Here is a 26,537-nt window from a genome sequence, read left to right on the forward strand (position 1 = left end):
ACAAGCTAGAAATCTTCATTGTTACTTTTTAGTTGCTGAAAACTTCAATTTCTAGTTTATCTTGACGGAAGTTATACTTCACGTCTAAAGCGTGTGAAACAATTAGTTCTTGCTCAGCTTTGTGAGCGAATGGATCGCCGCCAGATGGGCTAGAGCGATCTGGGCGTCCAATATAACCTGTTTTCACTTTATCTCCAGCTAGTTCGAACAGAATTGGAGCCATGTAATGCCATGCGCCCATATTACGAGGCTCTTCTTGAACCCAAATAATTTCTTCTAAGTTTTTAAAGCGTTTAATAATAGATTGAACTTTCTCAGCAGGGAATGGGTACAACTGTTCAATACGAACGATATGAATTTCATCTAAGTTGTACTCATGCTTACCAGACTCGATTTCTGCTGCTAAGTCAATCGCCATTTTACCTGTACTTAAAACAAGACGTTTTACTTTGTTTGGTTTCATGCCAAGGTTTTCTTGTTCTAAAGCAGGTTGGAAACGTCCTTCGCTTAACTGACTAGCAGTTGAAAGCGTAAGTGGGTGACGTAATAAACTTTTCGGCGTCATCAATACTAATGGTCGAACAGCTTCTGTTCCTAAGATAGATGCTTGACGACGCAGGATATGGAAATATTGTGCCGCGCTCGTTAAGTTTGCAACTGTCCAGTTGTTCTCAGCAGCTAACTGTAAGAAACGTTCAGGACGCGCACTAGAGTGCTCTGGCCCTTGACCTTCATAACCGTGTGGTAATAGAAGAACTAAACCAGATTTTTGACCCCATTTTGCTCTTCCAGCTGAAACATATTGATCAAATAATGCTTGCGCAGTATTTGAGAAGTCACCATATTGCGCTTCCCACATAACAAGCGTTTCTGGAGCGAATACGTTATAACCATACTCGTAACCAACAACAGCAGCTTCTGATAATGGACTGTTATGAACAGAGAATGAAGCGTTGATGTTTGGTAAGCGATGTAATGGTGAATATGTTTCATTTGTATCCGTATCGTGTAATACGATGTGACGATGCGCGAATGTACCACGCTGTGAATCTTGACCAGTTAAACGAATTGGTGTACCTTCTTGTAAAATAGAAGCAAATGCTAATGATTCAGCAAGTGCCCATTCAATTTTACCGTTCTCTTCAAGAGCGTCTTTACGGCGCTCAAGAATTTTCTTCACTTTCGGATATACGTTAAAGCCTTCTGGCCAAGATAGCAGACCTTCATTAATTGCACGAAGTGAATCAAGCTCAACACCAGTATCAATTGACTGAATGCCCTTTGCAACGACATCTGGCACTTTAACGTGAATTGTTGCATCGCTCGTATCAGCTGGCGGTACTTGTGCATAGTCAGATTTTAATTGCTCTTGCGTAAACTGTGTAATTGTTTCAATTTCATCTGCATTTAGAACACCAGCAGCTTGTAATTGATCTGCATAAATTGCTCTTACAGTTGGGTGATTTTTAATCTTTTTGTACACTTGTGGTTGTGTAACTGCTGGATCATCCATTTCGTTATGACCGTAGCGGCGGTAACCAATTAAATCGATTAAGAAATCTTTTTTGAACAACATGCGATATTGAATCGCAAGATTAGCAGCAGCAAGACAAGCTTCCGGATCATCAGCATTGACGTGAACAATCGGAATATCGAAACCTTTTGCAAGGTCACTTGAATATTTCGTAGAACGAGAATCATAGCTATCAGTCGTAAAACCAACTGCATTGTTTGCGATAACATGAATTGTTCCGCCTGTTTGATATGCATTCAATCTGCTTAAGTTGAGTGTCTCAGATACAATACCTTGACCAGGGAATGCAGCATCACCGTGAACTAAAATTACGAATGATTTTGAAGTATCTTGTTCTGGAAGACCAGATTTTTTACGATTTTCTTGAGCCGCACGTGCGAAACCTTCTACAACAGGATTCACGAACTCAAGGTGACTTGGGTTATTTGCTAATGTAACGCGAGTACTAACTTCTTCGTTACTAACGACTTGTTCTCTACCTAAATGGTATTTTACGTCGCCAGTCCAACCAGAGTTTGCTACTGCACCTTCTATTTTTGCATGTTTGAACTCAGCAAACATGTGACTATATGGTTTTTCTAATACGTGTGCAAGTACGCTTAGGCGACCGCGGTGAGCCATACCAATCATGACATCTTCTACGCCGTTTTTAGCACCTTCTAGCACAATTTCATCTAGAACGGGTACAAGCATATCAACGCCCTCGATAGAGAAACGCTTTTGCCCAACGAATGTTTTATGCAAGAATTGCTCGAAACCTTCAACAGCTGTTAAACGTTTTAAAAGAGCAGTTCGTTTTTGATTTGATAGTGGTTGACGCAATGAATTTGATTCCACCATTTGATGCAACCACGCGCGTTCTTCACTATCTTGTATATGAGAAAATTCATAAGCTAAAGTTTGTGTATACACTTCTTTTAATCTATGAATTACATCAAGTGCAGTGTGAATACCTTCTGGTGCATCTTGCCATACTGTTTTTGCTGGAATCGCTTTCAAATCAGCGTCGCTCAGTTCGTTCATTGCTTTCTCAAGAAGAGATTGTCCATTTGCAGCATCTTCCATCGGATTGATGTGAGCCAACGTATGCCCGAAAGAACGAATCTGTTCAACAAGCTGAACGACTTTAAGAATTTTTTCAATGTTCCCTGTGTTTTGAGGAGAAAAATGTGTTGCTGTGTTGTCCCCTGTTACGACATCATCTTGAAACGAAGGAGCTCCAAAAATTTCAAAAAGCTCTTGTAATTCCGGATCAACAGAACCTGCTCCAGTTACGTAAAGATCATACTGTTCAATAACATAACCAAGGTTCGGACCGTGGAACTTGGCCCAAGGGTTTGTCGTTGTATTCTTCCTCGTCATTTGTTTAAACCTCCCAATGCATATAATCCTTTTTCCATACAAAAAGGTGCATTTTGCTCTTTTCAATAATTGATGAACCAATAATCAATGTAAATGTTTTTCTTTACTCTTATGTTATTACAATAATTTACATAATACCAAACACTATTACTTATCTGTTTTGTAAAAAAACATTCACAATAACTTATCACCCAAGTTAATCTTTCATGTTATAAAGTAATTTTACAGAAAAATAGGGTGGATATATTTGGTATACCTATACAAATAACTAAAATTGTAGCATGTAAATATAAGTATAATAGTTAGAATGTTTTGATAAAAATGAGTTCGAATTATGTATATTGAAATAATAAGCGCTTTCATTGATATTATACAACAATATAACGGAATATAGTATAAAAAATAAAAAATTATGAATTTATCGTAAACTTTATTTAGATAGTGTTAAATATTGAAAGGAAAGTGAAGGATTTCTACAAAAAAAGTTGTTAAACATAAAAAATGCTTTATAAACAGTTAGTTTCTATAAATATGACGAAAAACACCGTAAAACCAATAACACATTTCGCCGAATAAAGGGATAAATGAAATATTTTAAAAGGATAAAACAAATATGGAGATATTAAATTTTAAAAAAAGAGAGGAGGAGATATAGTAACTGTTAGTTACAGTGTTCCGTATTTTGTTTCAAAATAGACGTGCTGAAATTAAAAAGTTTCTTCTATATAAATAGAACGAAAAATAAACAAAACAGATGTAAAGGAAACTTGACGTAAAGTTTCCTTTACGTATATACTCGTTATAAGGAAGGAGGGAGAAATTTCCTTGGAAAATAAAATGGTCGAATACCGAAAAAAATTTGGACTATCTCAAGAAAAATTGGCTGAGAAACTTGGCGTTTCCAGACAAACCATCATTTCAATTGAAAAGGGAAAATACGATCCGTCACTTCCGTTAGCATTTGAAATCGCGAAAACATTTCAGACAACGATAGAACATGTATTTATTTATGAAGGAAAAGAAGGGGAGGAATAAAGATGAACTATTCACAAAAGTACTTCGTTATCATGGGAATTATTTTTCTATTCATGAGTGGATTTATGATATTAACAGGTATAATGACGCATTCCGCACCGCCAGAAGCAACTTATCCATTACTTGGTATGATGATTATGTGTTTTTGCTTAAGTTATTTACACCCACAATTTAAAGAAAAAGATGAGCGAATGAAACTTATTCGTTATAAAGGAATGTTCTTCAGCTTTTTTGCGCTAACGGCATATTATCTTCTTTTCTCTTTCGGCTTAAACTTAAAAATACTTACACTATCTGCTACTGAACTATTGAATATACTTATGGCACTTACAATGAGTACAGTTTTTATCTCGTTTGTTGTTTTATCGAAAAGATATTAAGATGGAAGTGAGAAAGGAAGATTAACATATGCAAATGATGTATGCTTTTGGCATTGGGCTTGTATTATTTTTAGCCGTATTCTTATTTATTCGGAAAGACGTGCAAGGCGGGACGTTAACAAAAAGAGGCTTTTATAAAATGATCGGCTGTTTAGTTGTTATGTTTATAGCGATTATCGTAATGATCGTTTTAATAAATCGGTCACTATAGAATGTAAAAGTGTAACCTTACTTGAGTAAGGTTTTTCTTTTTAGTTTAAAATCCGAAAATTCCCATTAAATCCATTTACCACATATAATGGATATTATATAATTTAATAAAATGATGGATAGGGAGAATAGTATATGAATAAAAAAACTATCTTCTTTTTATTAACATGTCTACTACTTGTAGCTAGTACTACTTATATAATATGTAACAAACGAGAACAAGTGCCACCTATGTTAGTATGGGAGGGGCAAGAATATTATGTTACGAATGAACCGGCCAAAGCAGAAGAAGTCGGGCAAAGGCTAGGAGAAGTAACAAAGAAAATTGAAACAAGTGAAAAACCTATTAAAAATAGTGAATCCAACATAGTACAGGAAAAAACAGAAGTATTCACAATGATAGAAGAAGAAAAAGGTCCCCACTCACCTTTAATCATAAAGGAGCCTGATGGTGAAGAATATAGAATTGTGAGGCCAATGTTAAAAGTATTATAAAGTGAAAAGGAGATTCCTATGCAGACAGTAACTTCATATCCATGGTCGTTAAGAAAAATGTTTGTCTTTTTCCTTTGTTTTATCCTTCCTCCTATCGGTGCGATTTACATTGTAATGAATAGAGGGGCGCTACAAAAAAGAGACTTCATTTTATATGTATTATTTGCTGCTATTAATATATCACTTTGGTTGTCGCTTATGATCTTTGATCGGAGTATGTGGATGGTAGTAGGGCATTATGTGCTTGGGGCAATTGTGATTGTTTTTTCAAATATAAATAAGAGATAACCTAGCAATTTTAAAGTTGCTGGGTTTTATTTTGCTATTTATAATGAAGAAACAAATTTTTAATAGAGAGTAGTGAGCGTTATGAGATGGAAAGAGGGAACGTTTGAGGAAATTGAAACGAATGACTCATCTATTGAGAAACTCATACATACATTCAAGGAACAAAACGTAAATGGCGGAGCGGTTATAAGCTGTTTTAAAGTACATAACGAAAATTTTTTCAAAGAAATACCACATTCGAAAGAGGGATACGAACACTTCTTTAGAAGAATCTTCAACTCTTTAGATATAATGCATAACTTAGAAGAGTTAAAAATACATACGTCAGAAAAATATAAGTTTCATTTTGAAGAACATCTGGCAGTCATGCTTGATGGTAGCATTGCCGCGCAAATTTTGTGGGGCGGAGCATATGAAACATTTAAGGAACGACCAGTTATCGCAAAGCAATTAGCAGTCAATGTATGCCAATATATGTTCCAAGATCGATACGAAGATATTAAAGTTTTTGAAAGCTATCACCCTTGGACAGATTGGTTTTATGATGTTGCGTGGGATGTTACTTGGATGGTGTTGGATAGTAGGGAGCAGAAAATGTGGTTAGTTTGTGCTACTGATACGGATTGATAGATGGGAGAAGTTTTATGCCAATGATCTTTGCTAGTGCTTTTAGCAAAGATAGAGGTGGTGACTAGAAAATCGTTGCAGATGATAACTTGAAAGAAGTATTGTTTGCCAATGCGAAGTCTTTGGAGAAGAGGTTTGGTGGGAAGTGATTGATTTAGATAAAAAAGAGAAGCCATATCACGTAGAAAGTTGATATGGTTTCTCTTTTTTTATGACCCCGGAGAGGCTCGAACTCACGACCTCCACCCTGTCAAGGTGGCGCTCTCCCTGCTGAGCTACGGGATCTTCAAAAATACTTATGTAATAGCATCTTTACTCATTATGTTAAAGCAATTATATATAATTAACTGAAATTTTACAATATTTTTATAGTAATCTTTTGAACAGGAAGAATTTGGAGTCAATTTAGTAGTGTATTAAGGAATATATAGGTAGGGAATGTAATGAAAAGTGGGTTAAAATAGAGCGGTTATATTATTTTTTTCGATACCAATCCAAAGGACCTTCATCACTCAAATGAACAAGAAAAGGGAATAAGAAGTGTAAAGGTAAGCTTAAAAGTTCTGGCATAGCATTTACGGTCTTCTTTGATAAATATTGCCTTCCGAAACAATACGGACAATCTTTTTCAAATGTTACGAGTATCGACCATACATCTTTTACTTTCCATTTCGTTTTACAATACGTACAGTGCGCCATGAAGTTCCTCCTCGGTTTTAGATATTTTCTAATATATTCCATTTCATTGTAATAAATTCAAGTGTATTTCGTGTGATAAAATGTGAGTTTTTTATAAAAAGATAATAAAGCTATTAAATTTTATCACACGAAACAAGCATACCCTCGTCCTAAATCCAGACCGGGAGTATGCTTGCTTAATTTTCAATATAGTGTACCGCATTGTATTCAACATATACCAATAAAGCTAAGGTTTATTCAATGATCGTGTCCGATTGGTGAGGGTTAATTATATGTCCAGCTGTTTACACATTGCCCAAATAACTTCGCGTTAAGTTTGGAAGAATAATTTTTCCATTCTTACTGTATTTATCGAATAACTCTGATAGGAGAAGAACAAAGCTTTTATACTCTTCGTCATTTTCTTTCGGAGCATAGGACGCTGATAAATTCCTTCCTAAAAAGCCTTCATAATCAAAAAGTAAATCATTTTGATATTCTTTAAACTCGTATTTTCCATCTTTAAAAAAGCTGTTAAACATTTCTGGAGTTTCATCTATTCCACCGCTAAAGCCTTTAAAGGTTGGACAGGTTTTCTGGCAAATTTCTGCGTTCTCTTTAATAAGTGGACTAGTTACATCTCTACTATTCCAAACAAGAGCAACGTTTGCTTTTTGTTTCAAAATTCGTTGGCATTCGATTTTGAAAGCTTCTTTATCAAACCAATGAAATGCTTGAGCAACAGTTACTAAATCCACACTATTTTCTTTTAAAGTGGTATTTTCGGCAGTTGCTTTTATTGATTGAAAATGAGGATATCGTTTTAACGAGTGCTCTGCCATTTTTCTCATGTCGTCATTTGGCTCAACGCCAATAACATGTAAACCACTTTCAAGCAGCTGGCAGCTAAATATCCCTGTACCTGAACCAATATCGGCCACAATTTGATTCTCATTTAATTCGTTAGCTGAAAGCAAATACTCAATATATTCATTGGGATAACTAGGTCGATATTTCGCATATATATCGGCCTTGTCAGTAAAATTTTCTGTTGTTTTCACCTTACTACCTTCTTTCCAGCAATATTATGTATAGAAATAGGAACCAAATAGTAATTTCCGCATCAATCTCTAAGTCTACAACGTAAAAGTTCATCTAAATGGAGCTACCTTAGTGCTCTTATTCAAATTATACTATTTTGCGTGATATCTTCCAAAAGACCATGATTTTTTATTCATCTAAATGGTTTAATTGTTGAATAATATGACCATTTGTATATGGAACGAGAGGTATGTAGGATAAGCGATTTCCATTTTCAATATCTAAATTGGCCAATATATCCTTTTTACAATTTACTTAAAATCATGTATAACAGAGATACAAGATTATTTTATAAATATTCAAAAGTAAAGGGAGAATTATCGTAATGGTAAGGAAAACGTTCAAGATGCGCGTATCTAAAAATAGAACGATTTCAATTAATGGCTCAATTCTTGATGTGGATGTTACACATGATGAGTTTTTGCAAGAGTTTGTTGAGTGGGTCGATTCTAAAGGTTGGTCGTTTATGGGGATGACCGATGAGATTACACCTGAGGAAGCTAGTCAAAATTTAATAGATTCATTGATTGATGAGAAGGATAAGAAAGAATAATTCTTTCTTATTTTTTATTGTATATTTATGTTCTTCATCGTAAAAGTATGATATAGTAAAAAACAGTGAATATTCTTCCAATTTAATACAAATTACATATAGATTGGTAGATTCAATTTTTAAACTGTGAGAGTATAGTGAAAAGGGAGAGTCATATGGTAAATTTAAAGAAAATTTTGGCTTTTGTTACCGTTATTTGTTTATTTTTTTTGACACCTATGACGTTACGTGCTGAGACGAATATTGGAGTGAATCCAGAACAAGTGGCGCCACCACCTAAGGAAGGACCAAATGTTTTTAGTCAGTTTGCAACTACAATTGATGCGAAAACCGGAGATATTTTGTATGATAAAAACGCACATCACCGTGCATTTCCGGCTAGTATGACGAAAGTGTTAACGGCGATTTTACTTATGGAACATACGAAGCCAGAGGATCAATTTACATTTTCACAATTAGCATTAGATCAAGAGAAGAGTAATTATCAAATTGAGTTTCAACCTGGTGAGACGATTAATAGAAATACTGCACTTATGATTTTAATGGTGCTGAGTGCAAATGATGTGTCGTATGCGATTGCGGAGCGTATTGGCGGAAGTGTTGAGAATTTCGCTAATATGATGAATGAGAGAGCGAAGCAATTAGGCGCTACCGACAGTCATTTTGTAACACCAAACGGATTGCATGATCCGAATCATTATACTACGCCATATGATATGGCTATGATTACGAGAGGTGTGCAAAAGTATCCTGAAATTTTACAAGCGATGAATACGAAAAGAACGACAGTTACGACATCTAGGCAGACGGTGTCTATTTTTAATAAATCTACTTATTTTGAAAATCCATATAGTATTGGTGGTAAGACAGGTTTTACAAATGAAGCGCGCAATACACTCGTTTTATTAAATGAGAAGGATGGAAATCGTATTATAAATGTAGTAATGGCTTCTCAAAGACCTGAAATTTATGAAGATTTAAAGCAGATGGCGGACTATTCTTTCGGTCAATTTGTGAAGCAAACTGTACTGGATAAACATAGTTGGCATCAAAAGACAACGTATTTAAATAAAGATATTGATAGTGAGCTTGAAAAAAGTGCAGAACTAATGCTTAAGAAAGATGAAGGGAAAAATGTGAAGACGACGTTCCGGGCGGCTACATTAGATAAAGATTCTTTGTATCATAAAGGAATCCATCGCGGTGAGGTAGTTGGGGCAGTTGATATTACGAAAAATAATCAAACAATTGCGACGGTAAATGTTCTTTCAAAAGAAGATGTTACTTTTGCGATGCCTAAAAAAGATACGGCTACGCCTGAAGTAAAAGAATCAAATGTGAAAATAATAAGCATTGGGATAGGAGCTGCTGTACTATTTGGAGCTATTTTATTTGTAGTGCTACGCCGAAATACAACAGGAATGAAATCAGAAGAAAAATAAATTACTAATTAAAAGGCAGTTCAGCATGAACTGCCTTTTTTATTTTTAAAATAACTAATAATTGTAAATCTTCTTATTGCATTTTTAGTTTGTTCGTTATATTATTTAGTTGTGTTCTTGTTAAAGAACAAAAATGAATATTGCATACTTCAAATAATATAAAACAACGGAGAGGAAGAGAAACGATGAAATTAATTTGGAAGGTGATTAGCAACGTTATCTCATTTGTTTTATTTGCGTTGATGGTTTGCTTAGCTTTTGTAGTTATTTCTTCAAAAGCGAGTGGTGGTGATCCAACGGTAATGGGATATCAATTTAAGAGTGTTCTTTCAGGATCGATGGAGCCAACATTTTTAACAGGATCAATCATTGCGATAGAGCCGACGAAAGATGGTTCTAAATATCAAAAAGGTGATGTTATTACCTTTAAAGAGAAAGATGAAAAAATTATCACTCACCGTATTATCGGTGTGAAAGATATAAATGGAAAAGTAATGTATGAAACAAAAGGGGATAACAACAACGGCGCTGATTTAGAACCAGTACTTGCGGAGAATGTCATTGGAAAATACGCGGATATTACAGTTCCTTATGCAGGGTATGCATTAAATTATGCAAATTCAAAAGCGGGAGCTGCTTTACTTCTTATTATTCCAGGAGTCTTTTTATTAGGATATTCCGCTATTACTATTTTTGGTGCTATTCGTAGCATAGACGGAGAAAAGAAAGAGAAAAAAGTAGAACAATCTGTCTAGTTCATTTGGTTATACTTTCCGTTTAGGAAGTTGACAAATATATAAATCAAGGGGATATGGACATGACTTTAAAGAAAAAATTAGGAATGGGTATCGCATCAGCAGTATTAGGAGCAGCGTTAGTTGGCGGAGGAACGTTTGCGTTTTTCAGTGATAAAGAAGTGTCAAACAATACATTTGCGGCTGGTACGCTTGATTTAGCATTAAATCCATCAACAGTTGTTAATGTATCGAATTTAAAGCCTGGTGATACAGTCGAAAAAGAATTCAAATTAGAAAATAAAGGGACATTAGATATTAAAAAAGTACTACTAAAAACAGATTACAATGTAGAAGATGTGAAGAAAGATAATAAAGATGATTTTGGTAAACATATTAAAGTAACATTCTTAAAAAATGTAGACAAGCATGAAACAATCGTAAAGGAAACAACGCTAGATAAATTGAAGGGTGACACACTTACTGCGGTAAATAACGATTTAGCTGCTTGGTTCTGGGATGAAAAAGGTATTTCTGCAGGTAAGTCTGATAAATTCAAAGTGAAATTTGAGTTCGTTGATAATAAAAAAGATCAAAATGAATTCCAGGGGGATAAGCTACAATTAACTTGGACGTTTGATGCACAACAAGGTGAAGCTGAAGGAAAATAATAAGGACAAGAAAAAGAGACTATCAAAAATGATAGTCTCTTTTTTGCTAAAAGTGAAATATAAAAAGAAACATAATTTTTATATCATTTTGTAATTCACTTTATTATAATAAAGATATAGTTCTTGATAAAGAACAAGTTGTTCGATAGGAGAGATTAAAATGCTGAAGCAACCGCGTAAATTCAAAAAGATGCTTATATTGCCATGTTTGTGTTCTATTACTTTTTATTTAGGCTCTCAAATGATGACTTATACAGAAGCAGCTTTCGTTCATGAAACGAAAGTAGCGGCTACTATTTCTACAGCAAGTATTTTTCCAAAAACAGTTGATCAATTAATAGAACAAGCTAAGCAGCATAAGGAAGTTATTTTGCATGAGTACGAAGGGATGAAATCAAAATTAAATGTTAGATCCACTCAGGAATTAGAACAGGCGCTTGTTATATGGAAGCAAGGGCGTGAGAAGATAGCTACTGAGAGAGAATCGTTACAAAAAGTATATAAATCAATAGAAGAACCTTATAATCAAGTACAAGAAGAGTTAAAAGGAAATACAACTGAATCGAATAAGCAAGTATTCTCGTATGTGAATGCTGGCTTCCATATAGTAAAAGAAAACTGTGAGTATATTGATAAAGAAGTTAATTTACAAGTGATTGATAAACAAATTCAAGATTTTGAGAAGTTACTAGTAGATGAAACAGCAAAACAAGTGAGTGAGGCTGAGAAGCAAAAAGAACTAGAAGAGAAGAAACAAGAAGAAGCAAAAAAACTAGAAGAGAAAAAACAAGAGGAAGCGAAAAAACTAGAAGAGAAGAAACAAGAAGAAGCAAAAAAACTAGAAGAGAAGAAACAAGAAGAAGCAAAAAAACTAGAAGAGAAGAAACAAGAGGAAGCGAAAAAGCTAGAAGAGAAGAAGAAACAAGAGGAAGCAAAAAATCAAGAAGAGAGTAAGAAACAAGAATAGCAAGTAAAATACAGCAACATATAGAGCGAATAGCGGTTATACAGCCGAATAGGTGAGAGAGCATTGCGACTCACCTATTCGGCTGTATCCTCTTTATTTTAACGATACATGTAAAAATCTAGAAGATAGGAGAAAACTAGTTGACAGTATGATAGTGAAGGAGAATAATTAGTTTAAATATTAATTCGCATTTTTTATTTCTCAATATTTTTTGGAAATTTCAGAATAATATTGAGAAATAAAAATAACTGAAAATATTAATAAATATTTGTTGTATTTATATAGGTTTGTTCGTTATAATGAACATAAGGTTTTTAAAAAAGAACAAATATTAGCTAATGCTAATATAGTTTTAGTTACATCTCTTATTTTAAATAAGAGATAGCAATAAAAATATAAAAAAACAGCTAGGGGGAATTGATTGTGAGTCTGAAAAAGAAATTAGGTATGGGAGTTGCATCAGCAGCATTGGGGTTATCTTTAATTGGTGGAGGAACATTCGCATACTTTAGCGATAAAGAAGTATCGAATAATACATTTGCGGCTGGGACGTTAGATCTTACATTAGACCCTACAACGCTTGTAGATATTAAAGATTTAAAACCAGGGGATTCTGTTAAGAAAGAGTTCTTATTAAAGAATAGCGGTTCATTAACAATTAAAGACGTTAAACTAGCGACAAAGTATACTGTGAAAGATGCAAAGGGCGATAATGCTGGTGAAGACTTTGGTAAGCACGTTAAAGTGAAATTCCTTTGGAACTGGGATAAACAAAGTGAGCCTGTATATGAAACAACTTTAGCAGACTTACAAAAAACTGATCCAGATCTTTTAGCTAAAGACATTTTTGCTCCTGAGTGGGGAGAAAAGGGTGGATTAGAAGCTGGTACAGAGGATTATTTATGGGTACAATTTGAATTTGTAGATGATGGAAAAGACCAAAATATCTTCCAAGGTGATTCATTGAATTTAGAATGGACGTTCAATGCTAACCAAGAAGCTGGAGAAGAAAAATAATAAAAAAGCGGGTATCCCCCGCTTTTTTTTATAAAGAAAAAAGAAGTGCCGATTGTAAGCACTTCTTTCTATTTATTATTTTTGATCTTGCTTCCATTTTGTAAATTCAAGAAATTCACGAAACTGTTCTTTGGAGACGCCGGAGTTCATTGCATCTTTAACGAGTTGTGTCCATTCGGAGTCTAAGTGATTTTCCTTTGTTGTTTCATCATGAAGTAGAGTATCAACTGGAATTTGTAGAACTGCTGCAATTTTTTCAAGAAACTGAATGGAAGGGTTTTTTTGTAAATTTCGTTCTATAGAACTAATGTAAGATTTAGCAACACCAGCTTTTTCGGCAAGTTCAGTTAATGAAATACCTTTTTGTAAACGCAGGCGTTTTATACGTTCTCCAATCATATTTGCGCACCTTTCTATCAATATGTCGTCGTCTTATGATGTCATTATTATAACATAAACTTCGCTAAAAAGAACAAACCTATTGAGCCTGGCTTGATGGTTTCATACGTTGGAAAAAATGTTCGATATCTTGCAGAGCGATACCAGCGTCTAGAGCTTCAAGTATTAAATCAATCCATTCTTGATCCAATGCGTCAGTCTTATCTTTGTACAAATGTAATTCCTCCCTAATTATCGGTCATAACTGCTGCTACAGAATACGTGATAATACAATCAGATTTTGTATTTATGTAGTGAATTATCAAATATTTTGTAGATAAAACAAAGATAAAATCCCCATTAAATTCCCTCTATGGCGATTATAAAGTTTCTGACAAATATTTTCAATATTTTCAGAAAACATTGTTGAATTGTGATATATTCGTATGCTAACTATGGAATTTTTACAAATATATTAAAAACATTACATAATATGACTAAATATTGAAAAAATATTGAATTTTTAATAAAATTCAATTTGTAATACATATTATTTATTAGGGGAGGAAATAAGGGATGAACAAGAAACCGTTCAAAGTTTTATCATCGATCGCTTTGACAGCTGTATTAGGTCTTTCATTCGGAGCAGGTGGTCAGTCTGCATATGCTGAAACGCCTGTTAATAAGACAGCTACGAGCCCAGTTGATGATCATTTAATTCCGGAAGAACGTTTAGCAGATGCTCTAAAAAAACGTGGGGTAATTGATTCGAAGGCTTCAGAGACAGAAACAAAGAAAGCTGTCGAAAAATACGTAGAGAACAAAAAGGGTGAAAATCCTGGGAAAGAAGTATCAAATGGGGACCCACTTACGAAAGAAGCATCGGACTTTTTAAAGAAAGTGAAAGATGCAAAAGCAGATACGAAAGAAAAGTTAGATAAACCTGCGACAGGAACACCTGCAGCGACAGGGCCAGTTAAGGGTGGTCTAAATGGTAAAGTACCAACATCTCCAGCAAAGCAAAAAGCGTACAACGGTGATGTTCGTAAAGATAAAGTACTCGTTCTACTTGTAGAGTACGCTGACTTTAAACATAACAATATCGATAAAGAACCTGGTTATATGTATTCGGAAGACTTTAACAAAGAACATTATGAAAAAATGTTATTCGGTAATGAGCCATTCACATTAGATGATGGAAGTAAAATTGAAACATTTAAACAATATTATGAAGAGCAATCTGGCGGTAGTTATACAGTAGACGGAACAGTTACAAAATGGTTAACAGTTCCTGGTAAAGCTGCTGATTACGGTGCGGATGCTGCGAGCGGTGGTCATGATAATAAAGGGCCAAAAGGACCTCGTGATTTAGTAAAAGATGCATTAAAAGCAGCTGTAGATAGCGGCATTGATTTATCAGAGTTTGACCAGTTCGATCAATACGATGTAAATGGTGATGGAAATCAAAATCAACCGGACGGTTTAATCGATCACTTAATGATTATTCATGCGGGTGTTGGACAAGAAGCAGGTGGTGGTAAATTAGGTGACGATGCAATCTGGTCACATCGCTGGACTGTTGGTCCAAAGCCATTCCCAATTGAAGGCACGCAAGCAAAAGTTCCATATTGGGGCGGAAAGATTGCAGCATTTGACTACACAATTGAACCAGAAGATGGAGCGGTTGGTGTATTCGCACATGAATATGGTCATGATTTAGGCCTTCCGGATGAGTACGATACACAATATAGCGGTCAAGGTGAGCCAATTGAAGCTTGGTCTGTTATGAGTGGCGGAAGCTGGGCTGGTAAAATTGCAGGAACAACGCCAACGAGTTTCTCACCGCAAAATAAAGAGTTTTTCCAAAAAACAATCGGTGGTAACTGGGCAAATATCGTAGAAGTAGATTACGAGAAATTAAATAAAGGTATCGGTTTAGCGACATATTTAGACCAAAGTGTTACGAAATCTAACCGCCCAGGTATGATTCGTGTTAACTTACCTGATAAAGATGTAAAAACAATTGATCCTGCATTTGGAAAACAGTATTACTACAGCACAAAAGGTGACGATCTTCATACGAAGATGGAAACACCACTGTTCGATTTAACGAATGCAACTACTGCAAAATTTGATTTCAAATCATTATATGAAATCGAAGCAGAGTATGACTTCCTTGAAGTACATGCTGTAACAGAAGATGGTCAACAAACGTTAATTGAAAGACTTGGTGAGAAAGCTAATAGTGGAAATGCAGATTCGACAAATGGAAAATGGATTGATAAATCATATGATTTAAGCCAATTCAAAGGTAAGAAAGTAAAATTAACATTTGATTACATTACTGATGGTGGTTTAGCATTAAATGGATTTGCGCTTGATAATGCTTCATTAACAGTAGATGGTAAAGTAGTATTCTCTGATGATGCAGAAGGGACACCACAATTAAAATTAGACGGCTTCGTTGTATCTAACGGAACTGAGAAGAAAAAACATAACTATTATGTAGAGTGGAGAAACTATGCTGGTGCAGATAACGCATTGAAATTTGCACGCGGTCCAGTATTTAACACTGGTATGGTTGTATGGTATGCGGATTCAGCTTACACAGATAACTGGGTTGGCGTACATCCAGGACACGGTTTCCTTGGCGTAGTTGATTCTCACCCAGAAGCAATTGTAGGAACTTTAAATGGTAAACCGACAGTTAAGAGTAGTACACGATTCCAAATTGCTGATGCGGCGTTCTCATTCGACAAAACACCAGCTTGGAAAGTTGTATCTCCAACGCGTGGAACATTTACGTATGATGGCTTAGCGGGTGTACCGAAGTTTGATGATTCAAAAACATATATTAATCAACAGATTCCAGATGCAGGACGTATTTTACCGAACCTTGGCCTGAAGTTTGAAGTAGTAGGACAAGCTGATGATAATTCTGCAGGTGCTGTTCGTTTATATCGTTAATACAGTAAAACTACCGAGAGATTTTCTTTCGGTAGTTTTTTTGTGAGCAATGAATTTTATATACAAAAAGAAATTATATATAATGTAACTTTACGAATAGAAATTTATTATATATGAAGTCTATATAAATAATGAAAGAATTGGATAAAAATAGTGGGAGAAGGTGAATGAATGAGTGTTTCTTCTATTGTAAATAAACAAAAGGAATATTTTTATAATGGCCATACGAGAAGTGTAGAAGTGAGAAAGAATAATTTGAAGAAGCTTTATGAAGGCATTCAGCGTTTTGAAGAAGAAATATTTCAGGCGTTAAAATTAGATTTAAATAAGTCAGTTCATGAGTCATTTACAACGGAAGTGGGATATGTATTAAAAGAAATCTCTTTTCAATTGAAGCATATTTCATCGTGGAGTAAACCGAAGCGTGTTCGAACAGCACTTACTCATTTTGGATCAAAGGGGAAAGTAGTGCCTGAACCGTACGGTGTGACACTTATTATTGCACCGTGGAACTATCCGTTTCAATTAGCAATTGCACCGCTTGTAGGAGCTCTAGCAGCTGGAAATACAATCGTTTTAAAACCGTCGGAGTTAACGCCAAACGTTTCCAAAGTGATTACAAGGATGTTAGAGGATTTATTCCAAGAAGAGCTTGTAGCGGTAGTAGAAGGCGGCGTTGAAGAGAGTACAGCTTTGCTGAAAGAACCATTTGATTATATTTTCTTCACAGGTAGTGTGGGCGTTGGGAAAGTTGTCATGGAAGCAGCAGCAAAACAGTTGACGCCGCTTACGTTAGAACTTGGCGGGAAAAGTCCATGTATTGTACATAAAGATGCGAAAGTAGATGTAACGGCAAGAAGGATTGTGTGGGGAAAGTTTTTAAATGCAGGGCAAACGTGTGTAGCGCCTGATTATATGTATGTGCATGCTTCCGTGAAAGAACAGTTAATTGAAGCGTTGCGACATGAAATTGAGGAGCAGTATGGAAAAGAGCCACTGCACAATGATAATTATGTAAGAATTGTGAGTGAGCGTCATTTTGAACGTTTATGTACGTTTTTGAAAGATGGTAAAACTGTAATTGGCGGGAACCATAAAAAAGAGACTTTACATATAGAACCAACAGTGTTAACTAATGTTACATGGAAAAGTTCCGTTATGGAAGATGAAATTTTTGGTCCGATTTTACCAATCATAGAGTATGACAATATAGAAGATGTAATTGGCACAATCCAGCAACATCCGAAGCCGTTAGCGTTATATGTATTTTCTGAAGATAAAGAGGTACAAAAGAAAGTGACGAGTAATATTTCATATGGCGGAGGCTGTATTAATGATGTCGTCTATCATCTTGCAACGCCATATTTACCTTTTGGTGGCGTCGGAAGTAGTGGATTAGGGAGTTATCATGGGGAAGAAAGTTTTCGGACTTTTTCACATTATAAAAGCATTTTAGCCCAATCTACGGCATTCGATATGAAAATTCGCTACTCTTCTACAAAAAGTGCTTTAAAATTCATACGAAAGTTGTTAAAATGATGATGGTGTTTATCAGTAGGCGTAGCCGTATGATAAAAGCCCCTTCGCAATGGAAGGGGTTTTTCTGTTCGACATTATGTATCATGCGAAAATGAATCAAACATACTACATAAAGAATAGAAGTGAACGCTTGCTAAATAACCATTTTTGTTTGGATCGAAACAAAAAATAGTCTATAGAACATAAATATGTATTCATGAATATAAAAATTTAAATTTGAGGTAGATAGGACGGGAAAATGAAAAAGATTATTAAAGTTGAAGCAGTAGAAAAACATTTTGGAAATCAAGTGATTATCCCACCGCTTTCTTTAGATATTAAAGAAGGGGAATTTTTAACGATTTTAGGGCCGAGTGGTTGCGGGAAAACGACGTTACTTCGTATGATCGCAGGGTTTGAAACTCCAACTAAAGGGAATCTTTTGTTAGATGATGAAAAGATTAACGATTTGCCACCATATAAGCGTCATATGAACTTAGTGTTTCAACACTATGCGTTATTCCCACATATGAATGTGGAGAAAAATATTTGTTTCGGTATGAAAATGCAGAAAGTACCGGCAGCAGAGCAAAAAGAGCGTGCTGAAGAGGCAATGCGTTTAACGCAGTTACTTGAGTTCCGTAATCGTAAACCTGCAAAGCTTTCTGGTGGACAGCAGCAGCGTGTAGCAATTGCGAGAGCGATTGTAAATAACCCGCGTGTATTATTACTAGACGAGCCACTTGGAGCATTAGACTTTAAGTTAAGAAAAGACTTGCAACGTGAATTGAAAAACTTACAACGTAATTTAGGAATTACGTTCATATACGTAACGCACGACCAAGAAGAAGCGATGAGCATGAGTGATCGTATCGTTGTTATGAATAAAGGCCATATTGAACAAATTGGAACGCCGAAAGAAATTTATAATAAGCCGAAAACGTTGTTCGTTGCGACATTTATCGGTGAAAATAATATTGTGAAAAACGGGGAAGGCTATGTAGCAATTCGCCCTGAAAATGTAAAAGTGCGTTCGGTTGAAGAGCAGATTTTAAAAGAATACCACCTTGGACATATTGAAGACATTGAGTTTGTTGGAAATATGGAAAAGCTTTATGTACGTGATGAGAAAACATCAGAATTACTAATGGCATATCAAACTGCTGAAGAAGCAGCGCAGTGGAGCATTGGAGATAATGTATACGTAGGCTGGGAGCAAGAGGACGAGGTGACCTTAAATTGAAAAAAGGGAAATTACTCGCACTACCTACAGTCGCGTGGCTGTTAATATTCTTCCTAATTCCCCTTCTGTTTGTATTGGCATTTGCCTTCATGCAGCGCGGAGCATATGGGACAGTGGAAATGCAATTTACATTAGAGAACATAGCACGTGTATTTGACCCATTATATATGGGGACGTTATGGGAAACAGTGAAAATTGCGGTTATCACGACAGTAATATGTTTACTGATCGGTTATCCATTTGCATATACAATTACAATTGTTGATCGTAAATATCGTTCCATTCTTTTATTATTGGCAACGATCCCGTTTTGGATTAACTTCCTTGTTCGTTCTTACGCATGGATTGTTATTTTACGTTCACAAGGTCTTGTAAACACATTGCTATTGAAGCTAGGTATTATTAGTGAGCCTTTAAATTTATTATATAATACACCTTCTGTAATACTTGGGATGGTATATTCTTTATTACCATTTATGATTTTACCAGTGTATGCAGCGATTGAGCAGCTTGATAAGCGTAAGCTAGAAGCAGCTTATGATTTAGGAGCAACACCAGTAAAAGCATTTTGGAATGTTACAGTACCAATGACGATGTCAGGGATTGCTACCGGTTCTATTTTAGTGTTTGTTTCTTCTATCGGAATGTTTGTTGTATCAGACGTTATGGGTGGATCGAAAGTAGCATTAATCGGAAACGTAATTCAAAATCAATTCTTAGGAGCGCGTGATTGGCCGTTTGGATCTGCGTTATCTATGATTGTTGTTCTATTCTCTGTTCTGTTAATTTACTTATATTATCGTGCAACGAAAGTATATAAATATGATGGGAACGGAGGGGAATAGGCAAAGATGAAGAAGTTTTTAGTTTCTTATTCTTGGTTAATTTTATTGTTCTTGTATTTTCCAATGATGGTTTTAATGGTGTATTCCTTCAATGATTCTCGCATTAATGCGGAATGGGAAGGATTCACATTCCATTGGTATACAGATTTATTTCAAAAACAAGATGTTATTGATGCGTTTGTAAATAGTATGACGATTGCGGTCGTAACGACGATTGTAACGACTGTTCTTGGTGTGATTTTCGCAATTGCATTACATCGTTATAAATATCGTTATGAAGGTGCTATTAATGGTCTTGTGTATTTACCAATTTTAATTCCTGATATTTTAATGGGATTATCTTTACTTATTTTATTTAGTCAATTAGGTATGGAACTTGGTAAAACAACAATTATTATTGCACACATTACATTTAGTATTTCATTTGTTGTCGTTATTTTAGCAGCACGTCTTTCTGGTATGGGACGTGATTTAGAAGAGGCTGCGAATGATTTAGGAGCAACGCCGTGGCAAACGTTTCGTTTTGTAACGTTCCCAGCGATTGCACCTGGAGTTATTTCGGCTGCATTATTAACATTCACATTATCAATTGATGATTTTGTAATTAGTTTCTTCGTATCAGGACCAGGATCAACAACATTGCCATTATACATTTACAGTATGGTTAAGCGCGGAGTATCACCAGAAATTAATGCACTTTCTACAATTTTAATTGTGGCTATCGTAGGATTAATGGTTCTATCTGAAATCTTCCGTAACAAAGGTGCAGATGGTGAAGAAAACTCTGGAGGACACCTTCCTTTATAATACGAACGATATAGAAAGTACGAGGAGGTAATAAAACCGATGAAATTAATGAAAAGATTAGCCGGCGCAGCAATTAGCTTTAGCCTTGTTGCTGGTGTACTTGCTGGTTGTGGTGAAAAAAAAGAAGAGTTAAACATTTATAGCTGGGCTGACAATTTTGATGAGCAAGTGCTAAGAGATTTTGAAAAGAAATATAACGTGAAAATTAACTATGATAAGTATGCAAGTAATGAAGAAATGCTTGCGAAATTACAAGCAGGTGGAGCGAAGTATGATTTAATTCAGCCGTCGGATTATATGGTTAAAACGATGGCGAAAATGGATTTATTAGCGCCGTTAGATAAAAAGAATATCCCAAATATCGAAAACATGGTTTCTAATTTCAAAACACCTGCGTTTGATCCAGAGAATAAATATTCTTTAGTATATACTTGGGGCGTAACAGGTATTGCATACAATAAAAAGTATGTGAAGGAAGCACCTACAAGCTGGGCTGACTTATGGAATGAGAAATATAAAGGGCATGTAACTTTATTAAATGATTCTCGTGAAGTGTTAGGAATGGGTCTTAAGAAGCATGGATTCTCAAACAGCACGAAAGACGATGCACAGTTAAAGACAGCAGCAACTGATTTACAGAAGCTACTTCCAAACTTATTAGCATTTGATACAGATAATATTAAACAAAAATTCATTACAGAAGATGCTTGGATCGGAACAGTTTGGTCTGGGGATGCAGCATTTATCGCAAAAGATAATAAAGATGTAGAGTACGTTGTACCAAAAGAAGGCGGCACAATTTGGGCTGATACGTTAGCAATTCCAAAAGGTGCAAAAAACAAAGAGCTTGCAGAGAAGTTTATGAACTACTTATTAGATGAAAAAGTAAGTGTGAAAAACTACGAGTCAATTGGATACAGTAATCCAAATGAAAAAGCTCACCCTCTTCATAGTAAAGAATATCGTGATAACCACATGATCTTCTTAACGAAAGAAGAATTAGATCGTACAGAATGGCTTGTTGATGTAGACGATAAGCTAAAAGACTACGACCGTTACTGGACAGAGTTAAAAACAAAAGGTAAATAAGTAAGAAAATGCGGTTTCTACAGTAGAAATCGCATTTTTTCATAGTAGGAGGAAATCGTTTGAAGAAGTTGCATCAATATGAGGTAATGTGTATCGGTTTATTATTTGCTGTATTTGGCATTGTTGCTTGGCGAGTACATGCTGGCGGCGTTACAGTGATGGATACATATGTCCGAGGGGTAGTAAAAGGGTTACAAACAGAAAGTTCGCTTACATTTTTCTCACACTATACAAAATTAGGTTCTGCCATTGGGATTGTAACTGTGCTTATTATAAGTTTACTTGTTTTTTGGAGAAAACGTTATTATGCTGCGATGATTGTATATCCAATGGGCATTTTAACAACACATCTTGTGAATAAAGGGATAAAAGAAATTATGAAAAGGGATCGTCCGTCGTTAAATGAAACGTTGGATGCGCTTGGATATAGTTTCCCTAGTGGGCATGCAATGTTATCTATTATGACATTTGGATTTCTTACTTATATCATTGTGGCAAATTTGAAGAGTGTGATCGGAAAATATGTAATAACGCTTTTCATGGGAATAGTAATCGTATCGATTGGATTAAGTAGAGTCATTTTAAATGTACATTATCCAACTGATATTTTAGCAGGTTATTGTGTAGGTGGTATTTTGTTAATTATGGCGATTTATTGCCATCGTTTACTTACCGAGAGATTGGGACTTAATAAAGAGAGATAAAAAGACGTCTGGAAAAACTATCATTATAGTGTTTCCAGACGTTTTTTGTTTGCATGAAGATGTGATACATTATAAGTAACAATTGAATGATGTAAAGTAGGTGAAAATGTGTGAAAACAAATGTACATAAAGTAGATAAGTGGGGAAAATTAGGAGCTTTTTTGTATCAGTTTCGTTATACAGTAATAGTAGCATTACTATTGGTTGCGATAGCGCTCGGTATTTTCGCTCCAAAGCTACCGGGAGTATTAGGTGGTGACGGTTTCCAAACAGAAGGGGACTATCAAAAAACGAAAGAAATTTTAGATAAAGATTTTAAGAGGTCTCAAGATACGCTCCTACTCGTTTTTGAAAAAAATAAAGGTGTTTCACATGAGGAATTTAAAAAGCAGTTAGAGGAAATTTTAAAGAATGTTCAAGAGAAAGAGACATATGAATCTTTCCATCATCCAGTGCAAAATAAAGAAATGTTACAAGATGATATCGGCTATGCGACAATTTTATTTTCCGGGAAAACCAATAAAGAACGAATGGAAAAGACATTACAATTTGCTGATAAAATTGAAAAGGAAAGTAATACAGCATTAAAAGTAACACCTACAGGGTTTCCGAAAATTAATAAAGAGATTAATGAAAGAACGCAAAATGATTTAAAAGTGGCAGAGATGATTGGGTTACCAATTGCATTTCTCGTATTACTATTTTCATTCGGTAGCCTTTTGGCATCTATTTTACCAATTGTAAATGGGGCACTTAGTGTTATTAGTACGATGGGCATATTATATTTTATAGGTAGTGATAAGGAACTATCTATCTTTGTGCTAAATGTTGCACCGATGATCGGACTTGCGTTATCTATTGATTTTGCGCTATTATTTGTAAATCGTTTTCGAGAGGAAGTTGCAAAGCGAACGGTAAAAGAAGCAATAGCAATTACATATCAGACAGCAGGGCGGGCAATCGTATTTTCGGGATTATGTGTATTCGTTGGCCTATCCGGTTTGTTTTTCTTTAAAATCGATTATATTCAGTCTGTCGCAATTAGTGGAATGATTGTTGTGATTATGAGTATTGTATTCTCGCTCACACTTCTTCCAGCGTTATTATCATTAATTGGTAAACGAATATTAAAAAAGAATCAAGTAGCACATACGCCGGCAAAGGCATGGCGTACATTTGCACAATTTGTAATGAAACATCCAATTGCGATGATTATTGTTGTTACAACATTTATTGTGATTTGTTTATTACCATTACGTACAGCTAATTTACAGTTCCCTGACGTAGAAGCTTTACCTAAACAAAGTGATACAAGAATTGCATATGAGAAGTACGAAGAGGCATTTAATAAAACTGCAAAAACACATGCTGATGTTACGTTAGTGGTAGAGACGAAAAAAGATATGAAAGAAAAAGAAAGTTTACAAAAGGTAGAAGAAGTCGTTCAAAAGTTAAAAGATGATAAGAAAGTATATGAAGTAAGAAGTTTATACGACAGTTTAAATGGAATGAAATCAGAGCAAGTTGCGGGGATGTTACAGTCGCCAGAAGCTGCTAAAATAGCTCCGGTATTTGAATCGTATACGAAAGGAAATAAGACAACAATCGAAGTCTTTTTACATACAAAACCACGTACAGAAATTGCGAAACAGTGGGTGCGTGATTTTAAACAAAATTATAAAGAAACGAACGTTACATATTATCTAGGCGGAATGACGACGTTCCAACAAGAGTTAGAAGATGAAATTAAAGATAAAGTTGCAATTGGTATGTCTGTTATATTTGGATCGACTTTTGTTATATTATTATTTGCATTTCGATCTATACTCATTCCAATTAAGGCGATTATTATGAATATACTTAGTTTAAGCGCAACAATTGGAATTGTTGTTTGGTTATTCGAAGGTGGTCATTTTGGTTTAGAAGCAAGTCCAGTTCTATTTGTTTTACCAATTTTCATTTTCGGCCTCGTCTTTGGGCTTAGCATGGATTATGAAGTCTTTCTTATTTCGCGTATCCATGAACTGTATGAAGAAACAGGGGATAACGATCAGGCGACGTTAGAAGGACTTGTTTCAACAAGTAGAATTATTACGTCAGCCGCTTTAATTATGATTGTTGTAACTGGTGCGTTTGCTTTTACTGATATTTTACCAGTACGACAAATGGGGCTTGGCGTTGCATTAGCGATATTTCTTGATGCAACAATTATTCGTCTTATGCTCGTACCAAGTTTAATGAAATTGTTTGGAGACTGGAACTGGTGGTTACCATTTCGAAAGAAAAAAGAAAAATCATCGTAAAAAATACTCATCTTATAGATGAGTATTTTTTTATGAATAGCAAGACCTACATTTTGCAAATAGTATGTGATAAGAACATTACATATAAGTAGGTGAAGGCAATGTTTCGTTATTTTAAATTTAAGCTAAATGATACAGTACAGTTTGCAGAAAACGATGGGCATATGTATCGCATTGTCGGTTATCGGTTAGAAAAAGGATTTTATCCAAAAGATGAATGGACTCATATTATTTATGAATTGCTTAGAGATTTTGATGGGTATACGATGGATGCGGAAGAAGAGGAACTTGTAAAGGTCATTCAAGTAGAGGATGAGTATTACAAAATACAAGAAGTATCGGGCTATCGTTATCCGGTAAAAATGAAGCAAAAACAACAAGTGATGAAAGTAGAAAAGATGGATGACTTATTAGATACGTATAACGATTATAAGAGGTTGGCGGATTTCTTTAAAGATTTATCATATGAACAAAAAGCGGAAGAAGTGTTGCAGGAAATGAGAAGGCGTAGAGCATGAGGGGCAGTCTATTATAAGACTGTCCTCTATTTTTGACGGTGCATCAAAGTGTATTTTCCGTTACAATGAGAGAATCAATAGAAATAAGGTGATACAGTATGGAAACGAAGAAGAAGGGCGAATGGTGCGAAATGACTGTGCCAGCGAAATGGAATGGTATAAGCATTGAGTCGTTATTAAAAATAGAATGGGAAATACCGAAAAAGTTGTTACATCAGCTTCGTATGGAAAAAGGTGTTACCGTTAATGGGGAACAGAGAAGATGGAATGAGCTTTTAAAAGAAGGCGATAAGTTGCAAGTTCATATGTTTATGGAGGAAGAATACGATGTAGAGCCTGAATATGGTGAATTACATGTAGTATATGAAGACGATCATGTACTCATTGTAAATAAGCCTGAGAAGATGGATACGCATCCTTCTGAAAAAGGCGGGATGGGAACACTTGCAAATCTTGTTGCCTTTCATTTTCAAATGCAAGGTTTAGAGACGAAGGTTCGTCATATTCATCGGTTAGATAAAGATACGACAGGTGGTGTCGTGTTTGCCAAACATAGAATTGCTGGTGCAATTATGGATCGTTTATTAATGGAACGAAAAATTAAAAGAACATATGCAGCTCTTGTAGAAGGCAAAGTGAAAAAAAAGCAAGGAACGATTGACGCGGCTATCGGAAGAGATCGCCATCATGCGACGAGACGACGTGTTTCTCCAAAGGGAGATCAAGCAATTACCTATTATAAAGTAGAGAAGTATTTTAGAAAACAAAATGTTACGCTTGTAACGTTACAATTAGAAACTGGTAGAACCCATCAAATTCGTGTTCATATGAGCTATAATGGTAATCCGTTAGTTGGGGATGTTTTATATGGTGGAGGAACGAAATATATGTCTAGGCAAGCGTTACATGCGATGAAGATAAACTTTTTACATCCAATTACGAAAGAAGAGATTGAAGTGGATGTACCATTTCCTACAAAATTAAATGACACAATGAAAGAATTTCAAAGAGTAAATGCGTAAAGTGTAAGTTTAAAGTTGAGAAAAGTAGATTTTTGCAGGAATTTCTCTA

Annotated in this window: 27 protein-coding genes and 1 tRNA gene; 22 read left to right on the forward strand and 6 right to left on the reverse strand. The window is 35.2% G+C overall.

Annotated elements, in window-relative coordinates:
- Nucleotides 1-28: 28 nt before the first annotated feature.
- Nucleotides 29-2,896 carry a 2-oxoglutarate dehydrogenase E1 component gene (gene odhA / locus PQF83_RS01115; protein WP_000197153.1) on the reverse strand — a complete coding sequence of 956 codons (2,868 nt, stop codon included), beginning with the start codon at nucleotides 2,894-2,896 and terminating at the stop codon, nucleotides 29-31.
- 825 nt (nucleotides 2,897-3,721) lie between these two features.
- Between odhA and PQF83_RS01120 the strand changes: the two genes are divergently transcribed.
- The 6 genes from PQF83_RS01120 (at nucleotide 3,722) to PQF83_RS01145 (ending at nucleotide 5,931) form a co-directional block, all read left to right on the forward strand.
- Nucleotides 3,722-3,931: a helix-turn-helix transcriptional regulator gene (locus tag PQF83_RS01120; protein WP_000428510.1), complete on the forward strand. Its 210-nt coding sequence runs from the start codon at nucleotides 3,722-3,724 to the stop codon at nucleotides 3,929-3,931.
- Nucleotides 3,932-3,933: 2 nt separating this feature from the next.
- Complete coding sequence (locus tag PQF83_RS01125) at nucleotides 3,934-4,311, forward strand: hypothetical protein (protein ID WP_001109907.1); 378 nt, start codon at nucleotides 3,934-3,936, stop codon at nucleotides 4,309-4,311.
- 28 nt (nucleotides 4,312-4,339) lie between these two features.
- The gene (locus PQF83_RS01130) at nucleotides 4,340-4,522 is read left to right on the forward strand and encodes a DUF3976 domain-containing protein (RefSeq protein ID WP_001178301.1); all 183 of its coding nucleotides are present in this window, start codon (nucleotides 4,340-4,342) and stop codon (nucleotides 4,520-4,522) included.
- 134 nt (nucleotides 4,523-4,656) lie between these two features.
- On the forward strand, nucleotides 4,657-5,016 hold the full coding sequence (locus PQF83_RS01135) for a hypothetical protein (RefSeq protein ID WP_001036572.1): 360 nt from the start codon (nucleotides 4,657-4,659) through the stop codon (nucleotides 5,014-5,016).
- A gap of 18 nt (nucleotides 5,017-5,034) precedes the next feature.
- Nucleotides 5,035-5,304, forward strand: a complete 270-nt coding sequence (locus PQF83_RS01140; RefSeq protein WP_001195382.1) for a hypothetical protein — start codon at nucleotides 5,035-5,037, stop codon at nucleotides 5,302-5,304.
- Between the two features lie 81 nt (nucleotides 5,305-5,385).
- Nucleotides 5,386-5,931 carry a hypothetical protein gene (locus PQF83_RS01145; protein ID WP_001267324.1) on the forward strand — a complete coding sequence of 182 codons (546 nt, stop codon included), beginning with the start codon at nucleotides 5,386-5,388 and terminating at the stop codon, nucleotides 5,929-5,931.
- A gap of 212 nt (nucleotides 5,932-6,143) precedes the next feature.
- On the opposite strand, the gene PQF83_RS01150 is transcribed toward PQF83_RS01145, so the two are convergent.
- The 3 genes from PQF83_RS01150 to PQF83_RS01160 all read right to left on the reverse strand — a co-directional run bounded on the left by PQF83_RS01150 (nucleotide 6,144) and on the right by PQF83_RS01160 (nucleotide 7,670).
- Nucleotides 6,144-6,216: transfer RNA gene (locus PQF83_RS01150), tRNA-Val, on the reverse strand.
- 189 nt (nucleotides 6,217-6,405) lie between these two features.
- Nucleotides 6,406-6,630, reverse strand: coding sequence for a hypothetical protein (locus PQF83_RS01155; protein ID WP_000929655.1), 225 nt, complete (start codon nucleotides 6,628-6,630; stop codon nucleotides 6,406-6,408).
- 284 nt (nucleotides 6,631-6,914) lie between these two features.
- Complete coding sequence (locus PQF83_RS01160) at nucleotides 6,915-7,670, reverse strand: class I SAM-dependent methyltransferase (protein ID WP_000858642.1); 756 nt, start codon at nucleotides 7,668-7,670, stop codon at nucleotides 6,915-6,917.
- Between the two features lie 365 nt (nucleotides 7,671-8,035).
- On the opposite strand from PQF83_RS01160, the gene PQF83_RS01165 reads away from it, so the two are divergent.
- From PQF83_RS01165 to calY, 6 genes are all read left to right on the forward strand, one after another.
- Nucleotides 8,036-8,263 (forward strand): hypothetical protein, encoded by a 228-nt coding sequence (locus PQF83_RS01165; protein WP_000251858.1) that lies wholly within the window; start codon nucleotides 8,036-8,038, stop codon nucleotides 8,261-8,263.
- A 155-nt stretch (nucleotides 8,264-8,418) separates the two neighbouring features.
- Nucleotides 8,419-9,705: a D-alanyl-D-alanine carboxypeptidase family protein gene (locus tag PQF83_RS01170; RefSeq protein ID WP_000247652.1), complete on the forward strand. Its 1,287-nt coding sequence runs from the start codon at nucleotides 8,419-8,421 to the stop codon at nucleotides 9,703-9,705.
- Between the two features lie 185 nt (nucleotides 9,706-9,890).
- Nucleotides 9,891-10,460 carry a signal peptidase I SipW gene (gene sipW, locus PQF83_RS01175; protein ID WP_000767809.1) on the forward strand — a complete coding sequence of 190 codons (570 nt, stop codon included), beginning with the start codon at nucleotides 9,891-9,893 and terminating at the stop codon, nucleotides 10,458-10,460.
- A gap of 62 nt (nucleotides 10,461-10,522) precedes the next feature.
- Nucleotides 10,523-11,110, forward strand: a complete 588-nt coding sequence (locus tag PQF83_RS01180; RefSeq protein WP_000172834.1) for a CalY family protein — start codon at nucleotides 10,523-10,525, stop codon at nucleotides 11,108-11,110.
- Between the two features lie 160 nt (nucleotides 11,111-11,270).
- Nucleotides 11,271-12,077, forward strand: a complete 807-nt coding sequence (locus PQF83_RS01185) for a DUF4047 domain-containing protein (protein ID WP_000917715.1) — start codon at nucleotides 11,271-11,273, stop codon at nucleotides 12,075-12,077.
- A gap of 423 nt (nucleotides 12,078-12,500) precedes the next feature.
- Entirely contained in the window at nucleotides 12,501-13,094 is a 594-nt protein-coding gene (calY, locus tag PQF83_RS01190; protein WP_000053740.1) for a biofilm matrix protein CalY, read from the forward strand.
- 75 nt (nucleotides 13,095-13,169) lie between these two features.
- On the opposite strand, the gene PQF83_RS01195 is transcribed toward calY, so the two are convergent.
- Together PQF83_RS01195 and PQF83_RS01200 are read right to left on the reverse strand one after the other, a co-directional pair.
- Nucleotides 13,170-13,493, reverse strand: a complete 324-nt coding sequence (locus PQF83_RS01195; RefSeq protein WP_000578880.1) for a helix-turn-helix domain-containing protein — start codon at nucleotides 13,491-13,493, stop codon at nucleotides 13,170-13,172.
- A gap of 79 nt (nucleotides 13,494-13,572) precedes the next feature.
- Nucleotides 13,573-13,707: an anti-repressor SinI family protein gene (locus PQF83_RS01200; protein ID WP_000276217.1), complete on the reverse strand. Its 135-nt coding sequence runs from the start codon at nucleotides 13,705-13,707 to the stop codon at nucleotides 13,573-13,575.
- A 341-nt stretch (nucleotides 13,708-14,048) separates the two neighbouring features.
- Between PQF83_RS01200 and inhA1 the strand changes: the two genes are divergently transcribed.
- From inhA1 to PQF83_RS01250, 10 genes are all read left to right on the forward strand, one after another.
- Nucleotides 14,049-16,439 (forward strand): M6 family metalloprotease immune inhibitor InhA1, encoded by a 2,391-nt coding sequence (inhA1, locus tag PQF83_RS01205; RefSeq protein WP_001035919.1) that lies wholly within the window; start codon nucleotides 14,049-14,051, stop codon nucleotides 16,437-16,439.
- A 171-nt stretch (nucleotides 16,440-16,610) separates the two neighbouring features.
- On the forward strand, nucleotides 16,611-17,978 hold the full coding sequence (locus PQF83_RS01210; RefSeq protein ID WP_000116809.1) for an aldehyde dehydrogenase: 1,368 nt from the start codon (nucleotides 16,611-16,613) through the stop codon (nucleotides 17,976-17,978).
- Between the two features lie 238 nt (nucleotides 17,979-18,216).
- Nucleotides 18,217-19,200, forward strand: coding sequence for a spermidine/putrescine ABC transporter ATP-binding protein PotA (gene potA / locus PQF83_RS01215; RefSeq protein WP_000720320.1), 984 nt, complete (start codon nucleotides 18,217-18,219; stop codon nucleotides 19,198-19,200).
- The gene (gene potB, locus PQF83_RS01220) at nucleotides 19,197-20,045 is read left to right on the forward strand and encodes a spermidine/putrescine ABC transporter permease PotB (RefSeq protein ID WP_000715494.1); all 849 of its coding nucleotides are present in this window, start codon (nucleotides 19,197-19,199) and stop codon (nucleotides 20,043-20,045) included. The genes potA and potB overlap by 4 nt, the downstream gene beginning before the upstream one ends.
- A gap of 6 nt (nucleotides 20,046-20,051) precedes the next feature.
- Complete coding sequence (gene potC, locus PQF83_RS01225; RefSeq protein ID WP_000714204.1) at nucleotides 20,052-20,852, forward strand: spermidine/putrescine ABC transporter permease PotC; 801 nt, start codon at nucleotides 20,052-20,054, stop codon at nucleotides 20,850-20,852.
- A 39-nt stretch (nucleotides 20,853-20,891) separates the two neighbouring features.
- Nucleotides 20,892-21,941 carry a spermidine/putrescine ABC transporter substrate-binding protein PotD gene (gene potD, locus PQF83_RS01230; RefSeq protein ID WP_000772498.1) on the forward strand — a complete coding sequence of 350 codons (1,050 nt, stop codon included), beginning with the start codon at nucleotides 20,892-20,894 and terminating at the stop codon, nucleotides 21,939-21,941.
- An 86-nt stretch (nucleotides 21,942-22,027) separates the two neighbouring features.
- Nucleotides 22,028-22,645: a phosphatase PAP2 family protein gene (locus PQF83_RS01235; RefSeq protein ID WP_001996991.1), complete on the forward strand. Its 618-nt coding sequence runs from the start codon at nucleotides 22,028-22,030 to the stop codon at nucleotides 22,643-22,645.
- A gap of 110 nt (nucleotides 22,646-22,755) precedes the next feature.
- Entirely contained in the window at nucleotides 22,756-24,948 is a 2,193-nt protein-coding gene (locus tag PQF83_RS01240) for an MMPL family transporter (RefSeq protein WP_000856431.1), read from the forward strand.
- 101 nt (nucleotides 24,949-25,049) lie between these two features.
- On the forward strand, nucleotides 25,050-25,466 hold the full coding sequence (locus tag PQF83_RS01245; protein ID WP_000490297.1) for a hypothetical protein: 417 nt from the start codon (nucleotides 25,050-25,052) through the stop codon (nucleotides 25,464-25,466).
- Nucleotides 25,467-25,564: 98 nt separating this feature from the next.
- On the forward strand, nucleotides 25,565-26,488 hold the full coding sequence (locus tag PQF83_RS01250) for an RluA family pseudouridine synthase (protein ID WP_000448363.1): 924 nt from the start codon (nucleotides 25,565-25,567) through the stop codon (nucleotides 26,486-26,488).
- Nucleotides 26,489-26,537: the final 49 nt, after the last annotated feature.

Source organism: Bacillus sp. FF-1 (assembly GCF_028548245.1).
Taxonomy (GTDB): Bacteria; Bacillota; Bacilli; order Bacillales; family Bacillaceae_G; genus Bacillus_A; species Bacillus_A paranthracis.

Excerpts from the sequence above, each read along its gene's own strand:
- odhA (WP_000197153.1), bottom strand. The coding sequence starts at position 2,896 with ATGACGAGGAAGAATACAACGACAAACCCTTGGGCCAAGTTCCACGGT.
- PQF83_RS01125 (WP_001109907.1), top strand. The coding sequence starts at position 3,934 with ATGAACTATTCACAAAAGTACTTCGTTATCATGGGAATTATTTTTCTA.
- PQF83_RS01130 (WP_001178301.1), top strand. The coding sequence starts at position 4,340 with ATGCAAATGATGTATGCTTTTGGCATTGGGCTTGTATTATTTTTAGCC.
- PQF83_RS01135 (WP_001036572.1), top strand. The coding sequence starts at position 4,657 with ATGAATAAAAAAACTATCTTCTTTTTATTAACATGTCTACTACTTGTA.
- PQF83_RS01140 (WP_001195382.1), top strand. The coding sequence starts at position 5,035 with ATGCAGACAGTAACTTCATATCCATGGTCGTTAAGAAAAATGTTTGTC.
- PQF83_RS01145 (WP_001267324.1), top strand. The coding sequence starts at position 5,386 with ATGAGATGGAAAGAGGGAACGTTTGAGGAAATTGAAACGAATGACTCA.
- PQF83_RS01155 (WP_000929655.1), bottom strand. The coding sequence starts at position 6,630 with ATGGCGCACTGTACGTATTGTAAAACGAAATGGAAAGTAAAAGATGTA.
- PQF83_RS01165 (WP_000251858.1), top strand. The coding sequence starts at position 8,036 with ATGGTAAGGAAAACGTTCAAGATGCGCGTATCTAAAAATAGAACGATT.
- PQF83_RS01170 (WP_000247652.1), top strand. The coding sequence starts at position 8,419 with ATGGTAAATTTAAAGAAAATTTTGGCTTTTGTTACCGTTATTTGTTTA.
- sipW (WP_000767809.1), top strand. The coding sequence starts at position 9,891 with ATGAAATTAATTTGGAAGGTGATTAGCAACGTTATCTCATTTGTTTTA.
- PQF83_RS01180 (WP_000172834.1), top strand. The coding sequence starts at position 10,523 with ATGACTTTAAAGAAAAAATTAGGAATGGGTATCGCATCAGCAGTATTA.
- PQF83_RS01185 (WP_000917715.1), top strand. The coding sequence starts at position 11,271 with ATGCTGAAGCAACCGCGTAAATTCAAAAAGATGCTTATATTGCCATGT.
- PQF83_RS01195 (WP_000578880.1), bottom strand. The coding sequence starts at position 13,493 with ATGATTGGAGAACGTATAAAACGCCTGCGTTTACAAAAAGGTATTTCA.
- inhA1 (WP_001035919.1), top strand. The coding sequence starts at position 14,049 with ATGAACAAGAAACCGTTCAAAGTTTTATCATCGATCGCTTTGACAGCT.
- PQF83_RS01210 (WP_000116809.1), top strand. The coding sequence starts at position 16,611 with ATGAGTGTTTCTTCTATTGTAAATAAACAAAAGGAATATTTTTATAAT.
- potA (WP_000720320.1), top strand. The coding sequence starts at position 18,217 with ATGAAAAAGATTATTAAAGTTGAAGCAGTAGAAAAACATTTTGGAAAT.
- potC (WP_000714204.1), top strand. The coding sequence starts at position 20,052 with ATGAAGAAGTTTTTAGTTTCTTATTCTTGGTTAATTTTATTGTTCTTG.
- potD (WP_000772498.1), top strand. The coding sequence starts at position 20,892 with ATGAAATTAATGAAAAGATTAGCCGGCGCAGCAATTAGCTTTAGCCTT.
- PQF83_RS01235 (WP_001996991.1), top strand. The coding sequence starts at position 22,028 with ATGTGTATCGGTTTATTATTTGCTGTATTTGGCATTGTTGCTTGGCGA.
- PQF83_RS01245 (WP_000490297.1), top strand. The coding sequence starts at position 25,050 with ATGTTTCGTTATTTTAAATTTAAGCTAAATGATACAGTACAGTTTGCA.
- PQF83_RS01250 (WP_000448363.1), top strand. The coding sequence starts at position 25,565 with ATGGAAACGAAGAAGAAGGGCGAATGGTGCGAAATGACTGTGCCAGCG.